This window comes from Novosphingobium sp. BW1 (assembly GCF_008107685.1).
Classification (GTDB): Bacteria; Pseudomonadota; Alphaproteobacteria; order Sphingomonadales; family Sphingomonadaceae; genus Novosphingobium.
Genome location: NZ_VIRF01000060.1, coordinates 86,334 through 92,497 on the forward strand (window position 1 = coordinate 86,334; position 6,164 = coordinate 92,497).

The following is a 6,164-nucleotide window of genomic DNA, read 5'->3' on the forward strand; positions in this document are numbered from 1 at the left end:
CAGCCCATGCGCACAATTCCCCACTTCATCGCCGGCGCGCACAGCGTCGAGGACGGCACCGCCATGGCCGATGTCTTCGATCCCAACACCGGCACGGTGCAGGCGCAGGTGCCGCTCGGCAGCGATGCCGAACTGGAAGCAGCGGTTACCGCCGCCCGCGCCGCGCAGCCCACCTGGGCCGCACTCAACCCGCAGCGCCGCGCCCGTGTGATGTTCGCCTTCAAGGCGCTGATCGAGGAGCACATGGATGAACTTGCCGCGCTGCTTTCGCGCGAGCACGGCAAGGTTTTCGACGACAGCAAGGGCGATATCCAGCGCGGGCTCGACGTGGTCGAATTTGCCTGCGCGACCCCGCACTTGATGAAGGGGGAATACAGCAGCGGCGTGGGGCCGGGCATCGATGTCTACTCGCTGCGCCAGCCGCTCGGTATCGTTGCGGGCATCACCCCCTTCAACTTCCCCGCGATGATCCCCCTGTGGATGAGCGCGCCAGCCATTGCCGCGGGCAACGCGATGATCCTGAAACCTTCCGAGCACGCGCCCTCAGTGCCGCTGCGTCTTGCCGAACTGGCGAAGGAAGCGGGACTGCCCGCTGGCATTCTCAACGTCGTTCATGGCGACCGGGTGATGGTGGAAGCGATTACGGATCACCCCGCGATAAAGGCGATCAGCTTTGTCGGCTCATCGGACGTGGCGCAGTCGGTTTACGCGCGCGGCACCGCACAGGGCAAGCGCGTCCAGGCGATGGGCGGCGCCAAGAACCACGGCATCGTCCTGCCCGATGCGGACATGGATCGCACCGTGTCGGACATCATGGGCGCGGCCTATGGATCTGCCGGTGAGCGCTGCATGGCGATGCCGGTCGTGGTGCCGGTCGGTGAGGCGACCGCGAACACCTTGCGTGAAAAGCTTGTAGCCGCCATCGCAGACCTGCGCGTCGGCGTATCGAGCGATGACGACGCCCATTACGGCCCCGTCATCACCGCCCAGCACAAGGCCAAGATCGAGCATTACATCGCGATGGGCGTGGACGAGGGCGCTGAACTCGTTGTCGACGGGCGCGGGTTCTCGCTCCAGGGCTATGAGAACGGGTACTTCATGGGCCCGACGCTGTTTGACCACGTCACGCCCGAAATGCAGTCCTACCGCGATGAGATCTTCGGACCCGTGCTTCAGATGGTGCGCGCGGGAACACTGCAAGAGGCGATCCACCTCGCCAGCGGCCACGCCTATGGCAACGGGGTGGCGCTCTTTACCCGTGATGGCGGCGCGGCGCGCGACTATGCGATGCAAGTCGAGGTGGGAATGGTCGGCATCAACGTGCCGATCCCGGTGCCGGTCTCCTACCACAGCTTCGGCGGCTGGAAGCGCTCGGCCTTTGGCGACCACAATCAGTACGGCGAGGAAGGCTTCCGCTTCTTCACCCGCGTCAAGACGGTAACCCAGCGCTGGCCGGGGCCGGACGCGGACAAGGGCAACGCCTTCCTGATCCCGACTACGGCCTGATTTCGGTTGGGGAGAGACCACGGGCGAGGGACCAAACCATGGGGTGGAAGCCAGATGCGCCGCCTCGCAGCGGAGCGATGCGATGAAAGAGGAACTGGCCGATCTGACGGGCTTGGAGCTGGCGGAGAGCTTTGCTGCGGGCACGCTCTCCCCGGTGGAAGTCGCCGAGGACGTGTTGGCCCGCGCTGAGCGGCTGGAGCCGCATCTATGCGCAACCTACGCGCTGGAGCCCGAGGCCGTGCGCGCGCAGGCAAAAGCCTCGGAGACGCGCTGGCACAAAGGCGCGCCGCTTTCGGTGATCGACGGCATCCCGGTGACGTTGAAGGAACTGATCGCCACCAAGGGAACGCCCAAGCCCGTGGGCACGGCGGCAGGCGACATGACCCCACAAACCCACGATGCTCCGCCCGCGCAGCGCATGCGCGAGGCGGGTGCGGTTCTTCTCGCCAAAACCACGGTACCCGATTATGGGATGCTGTCTTCGGGCCTCTCCAGCTTCCACAAGCTGGCGCGCAATCCCTGGGACCTCTCACGCAGTCCTGGCGGATCGAGCGCGGGGGCCGGGGCCACCGCTGCCGCGGGTTACGGGCCGTTTCACGTGGGCACCGACATTGGCGGTTCGGTCCGGCTTCCGGCGGGCTGGTGCGGGATATTCGCGCACAAGCCCAGCAACGGCCGTATCCCGATCGATCCGCCCTACATCGGGCGCGTCGCGGGGCCGATGACGCGCACCGTCGCGGATGCGGCGTTGATGATGACGTACCTTTCGCTTCCCGACCGGCGCGACTTCATGGACCTGCCCTACCAGGAACTGCCCTGGCGGCAGCTTGATGGCGACGTGGCGGGCCTTCGCATCGGCCTCATGCTGGAAGCCGGCTGCGGTTCGCCAACCGAACCCGAAGTTGCCGAGGCCGTCACCGAGGCCGCGCGGCTGTTTGAATATGGCGGGGCGGTGGTCGAGCCAGCCGCGCCGTTCATGACGCCGGACATGCTCGATGGCCTCGACCGCTTCTGGCGCGCGCGTTTCCACGCCGAGATGCGCGATCTTCCGGCCGAGAAGTACGAATTGATCCTGGAGTACATCCGCAAGTGGGTGGAGCCCGCCGCGCACTATGACGGCATGGAAGTCTACACCGGCTTCGACCAGATCATCCAGATGCGCGAACGCGGGCGGGCCTACAATGACTATGACCTGCTGCTCAGCCCGGTGGCGCCGATGCCTGCCTTCCCGGCCGAGCTGGCCTCGCCGGTGAACGACCCGATGCGCCCCTTCGAGCACATCGGTTTCACCGTCCCCTACAACATGACCGAACAACCCGCGAGCTCGATCAACTGCGGCTACACCCGCGAGGGCCTGCCCATCGGCTTGCAGATCGTCGGGCGCCGCTTCGAGGACATGGCGGTCCTGCGCGCTTCGGCGTGGTACGAGAAGGCGCGCCCCGCGCAGCGCCCCTGGCCCTGTCGGCGCGAGGCTATGGCGCACTGAAGCGGACGGTATCCAGGGGCAGGGGGGGCTGATATCAACCTGCTTTGATCAGAGGCTACGGGCCTATTTGCGGCGGCCGATGGTCATGATCCGCCAAGGCTGGTCAACGAGCTTGTGCCAGGCCTGGCAGCAATGGTCGACGATTACGATCCCACATCGCCGTTTCAAATTGCTCTTCATCAAGGTTAACCGGTCCCTCGAACACGACTGCCAAGCTTCGAAAGCCTTCGGGATTGTTTCGATAGTCATGGCTCCATGCCAGTAGCTCCCGGTGAATGCACACGTCATTCCATGCGCTGGGGAGGTCTCGGGCGTGAAGGACTTTCAGGGGCCCCCTTGCGAGCGCCGACTTGGCACCTACGCAAGGGAATGATGGATGCTGAATAGCGGTGTAGAATTCCTCTTCCAGGGACATAGTCACCGTGTGTTACTCTTCGCTGACCAGGTTACCGGGACTGCGTCAGGGCCGGACCTCGCGTCAGAGCGCCGGTCGAATTGGCAGGTGCGGGGATTTCGGTCTTATCGGAAACTTCACCTTCGTTCTGTTCCTGCGCATGCCACAGGTTACGGCCAACGAAGATAAACACGATCATCAACGTGATTATGGTGGTCACCGCCACACCTGCGTGGCGTTTACGCTGCGATTTAGAGTTCATGCCATGGTCCTTCGGCGCGCCCAGTTTGACGCTTCATGTGCGGGGGCCGTTAGGCGGAGGGATCTCGGCGTCTTCTGTGTGATGCACTCCATCCCGAGCAGTTCCAGCCTGCTCCTTGTGTCTCCGAGCTTGGGCATCCTGTTCGGCCTGCGGTGGCTTGCGAATATTTGTGCCGGTCTCGCTGCGGTCCCGGCTCTTGCTGGCAGTGCTCAGTCTATCGTCCTCTCCAGCTTGAGAGTGCTGGCGCACGTGTTTATCTGGCATCAGGTTTCCTTTCTTCGACACTGTGTTGAATCGAACGGGCGAGCGTTTGGTTACCTTGGGCGAGGGCGAGAGAGGCTGCATCATTCCCCAAGGCGTCCCTCACACCGGGCTTGGCTCCGGCCTCCAAGAGAAGATCGACTATTTCCTGTCGATCAAACAGAGCGGCCATCATGAGTGGCGTTTGCCCGGCCGCGTTGCAAAACGAGGGATCGGCACCCGCCAAAAGCAGCTGACGGGCGATAGGCACGTAGCCCTTGAACGCCACTCCCATCAGGGCGCTTCCCGCGTTGCCAGGAGGTTCTTTTCCATCGACGCATGCGCCCAGATCCAGCAGTGTTCGACATGTGGTCTCGTGGCCGTGGTAGCTCGCCAGCACGAGCGGCGAGTGGCCTTTTGCATCGGGCATTTCGATGTCCGCCCCGGCCTCGACCAACGGGGAAATCATATCATCCCGTCCAATGCGGCAGGCATCGAACAGCAGGTCCTGCAAGCGCGCGGGAGATGGAAGCTGCGCTGCCGGGTCCATTGCCTCGTCGCGCTGCGAAAAAGAGCCCTGCATCAGCTTTGAGCCTTCAGGAAGGCCTCAGCATCGAGGTCCACCTCCAACTCGCGATCCCAGAAGCGCAGTGCGGCGCAGGCTTTCACGAAGCCTTCGATGCTGGTGAGATTTTCCAAGGTGATCACGGCATCGTCGCGATCCTCCTGGCGAATGCCGGCACGTTCCAGGAAAGGCACAGCTTCGGGACTATGCCCTATGTACTTGGCATGGGCGAAGGCATCATTGACGAAGTCCTTGGCGGTCTTGTCTTCGCAAAACATCTTGGCGCCATCTTCCGACAAGATAATAGCCACTGCATCGTAGAGAACAGATGGTCCGCCATCGATCTTCTGCGAGCCAGCAATCAGACTGCCGTCATCCAGTTCGGCGCCGCCGATCTGAGGTGCAATGATCTCATAATCGGCCGGCAATTTCCCCAGAGTCTCGACAAGCTTGCCGACAAGGCTGGCCGACGCGCCCGAGGATACAAGAATGCCCAGCTTGCGGCCGGCAAAGCTATCGGGGCCGTTCCTGATGATACTCAGAGTATCGGAGGGTGGAAGATCTTTGCGAGTAGGTACCGCGGCTGGGAAAGCCTTGGGCATTCTGGCGAGACCAAGCCCATTTGCTACAACCGTAGCCAGCGATGTATCGATGTTGAGCAGGTGCGCGACGATGCGTTCGCGAATATCGGCCCGTTCACACTTGGACAATTCGAATACGAGAGCATCTCCGATGTGCTTTTGCTCAATGGGTGTTTGGCTGATGAAAAACTGCCGTGCCTGGCTATAGTGGTCCGCGAAAGTCTCGGAACGTGTCTGCGCCTTGCGGCCTGTTTCCTCCACCGGGTAATGACGATAGCCGGCTTGCGGGTTTTCTCGCGGGCCTCCCCATGAATTCGGCTCGTAATTGGCCCTGCCAGAGGGGTTGCGCATGGCCATGTGACCATCCTGCTGGAAATTCTGGACAGGTACCTTGGGGGCGTTGATAGGCAAATGCGTGAAATTCGGACTGCCCAGGCGCTTCAGCTGCGTATCGAGGTACGAGAAATTGCGACCTTGAAGCAAGGGGTCGTTGGTGAAGCCGATCCCTGGCACTACGTTCTGCGTGCAGAAGGCGACCTGCTCGGTCTCGGCGAAGAAGTTATCGACTGTGCGGTCGAGTACGAAGCGGCCAATGCGGCGGACCGGCACCTGCTCTTCCGGGATTATCTTGGTGGGGTCCAGTACATCGAATTCGAAGCTGTCTGCAAATTCATCATCGAAAAGTTGGACGCCCAGCTCCCATTCCGGCGCGGTGCCTTTTGAAATGGCATCCCACAGATCGCGCCGATGGAAATCGGGATCGGCGCCGTTGATCTTGAGCGCTTCGTTCCAAACGACAGACTGTAAACCCATCGCGGGTTTGAAGTGGAACTTGACGTAAGTTCCCTTCCCGTCGGCCGTAATCAAACGAAATGTATGTACGCCAAAGCCTTCCATGAAGCGGAACGAGCGCGGGATTGCGCGATCCGACATGGTCCACATGACCATGTGCATGGCTTCAGGTGTCAGACCGATGAAATCCCAGAAATTGTCGTGTGCTGTCAGAGGTGGCCTGGAGAATCTGCACACTGAGATAATTGGATTTTCTGCCTGAGAGCAGCCAGATGGGCTGCGAGACAGGAGCAGAGAATGAGCAGACGACCCCGGCGCAACCACAGCCCGGCATTCAA

Annotated in this window: 6 protein-coding genes; 2 read left to right on the forward strand and 4 right to left on the reverse strand. The window is 61.9% G+C overall.

Annotated features, from left to right (window positions below; genetic code table 11):
- The first annotated feature begins 6 nt into the window (after positions 1–6).
- Together FMM79_RS07400 and FMM79_RS07405 are read left to right on the forward strand one after the other, a co-directional pair.
- On the forward strand, positions 7–1,506 hold the full coding sequence (locus tag FMM79_RS07400) for a CoA-acylating methylmalonate-semialdehyde dehydrogenase (protein WP_148626879.1): 1,500 nt from the start codon (positions 7–9) through the stop codon (positions 1,504–1,506).
- A gap of 82 nt (positions 1,507–1,588) precedes the next feature.
- Positions 1,589–2,992 (forward strand): amidase, encoded by a 1,404-nt coding sequence (locus FMM79_RS07405; RefSeq protein WP_148626880.1) that lies wholly within the window; start codon positions 1,589–1,591, stop codon positions 2,990–2,992.
- A gap of 103 nt (positions 2,993–3,095) precedes the next feature.
- Here FMM79_RS07405 and FMM79_RS07410 read toward each other — a convergent pair whose 3' ends face one another.
- The 4 genes from FMM79_RS07410 to FMM79_RS07425 all read right to left on the reverse strand — a co-directional run.
- Positions 3,096–3,407 (reverse strand): YqcI/YcgG family protein, encoded by a 312-nt coding sequence (locus tag FMM79_RS07410; RefSeq protein WP_148626891.1) that lies wholly within the window; start codon positions 3,405–3,407, stop codon positions 3,096–3,098.
- 31 nt (positions 3,408–3,438) lie between these two features.
- Positions 3,439–3,648, reverse strand: coding sequence for a hypothetical protein (locus tag FMM79_RS07415; RefSeq protein WP_148626881.1), 210 nt, complete (start codon positions 3,646–3,648; stop codon positions 3,439–3,441).
- 253 nt (positions 3,649–3,901) lie between these two features.
- Positions 3,902–4,471, reverse strand: coding sequence for an ankyrin repeat domain-containing protein (locus FMM79_RS07420; RefSeq protein ID WP_148626882.1), 570 nt, complete (start codon positions 4,469–4,471; stop codon positions 3,902–3,904).
- Positions 4,471–6,164: catalase (locus FMM79_RS07425; RefSeq protein WP_148626883.1), on the reverse strand; the 1,694-nt coding region annotated here is incomplete at its 5' end. The genes FMM79_RS07420 and FMM79_RS07425, both read right to left, overlap by 1 nt.

Excerpts from the sequence above, each read along its gene's own strand:
- FMM79_RS07400 (WP_148626879.1), top strand. The coding sequence starts at position 7 with ATGCGCACAATTCCCCACTTCATCGCCGGCGCGCACAGCGTCGAGGAC.
- FMM79_RS07405 (WP_148626880.1), top strand. The coding sequence starts at position 1,589 with ATGAAAGAGGAACTGGCCGATCTGACGGGCTTGGAGCTGGCGGAGAGC.
- FMM79_RS07410 (WP_148626891.1), bottom strand. The coding sequence starts at position 3,407 with ATGTCCCTGGAAGAGGAATTCTACACCGCTATTCAGCATCCATCATTC.
- FMM79_RS07415 (WP_148626881.1), bottom strand. The coding sequence starts at position 3,648 with ATGAACTCTAAATCGCAGCGTAAACGCCACGCAGGTGTGGCGGTGACC.
- FMM79_RS07420 (WP_148626882.1), bottom strand. The coding sequence starts at position 4,471 with ATGCAGGGCTCTTTTTCGCAGCGCGACGAGGCAATGGACCCGGCAGCG.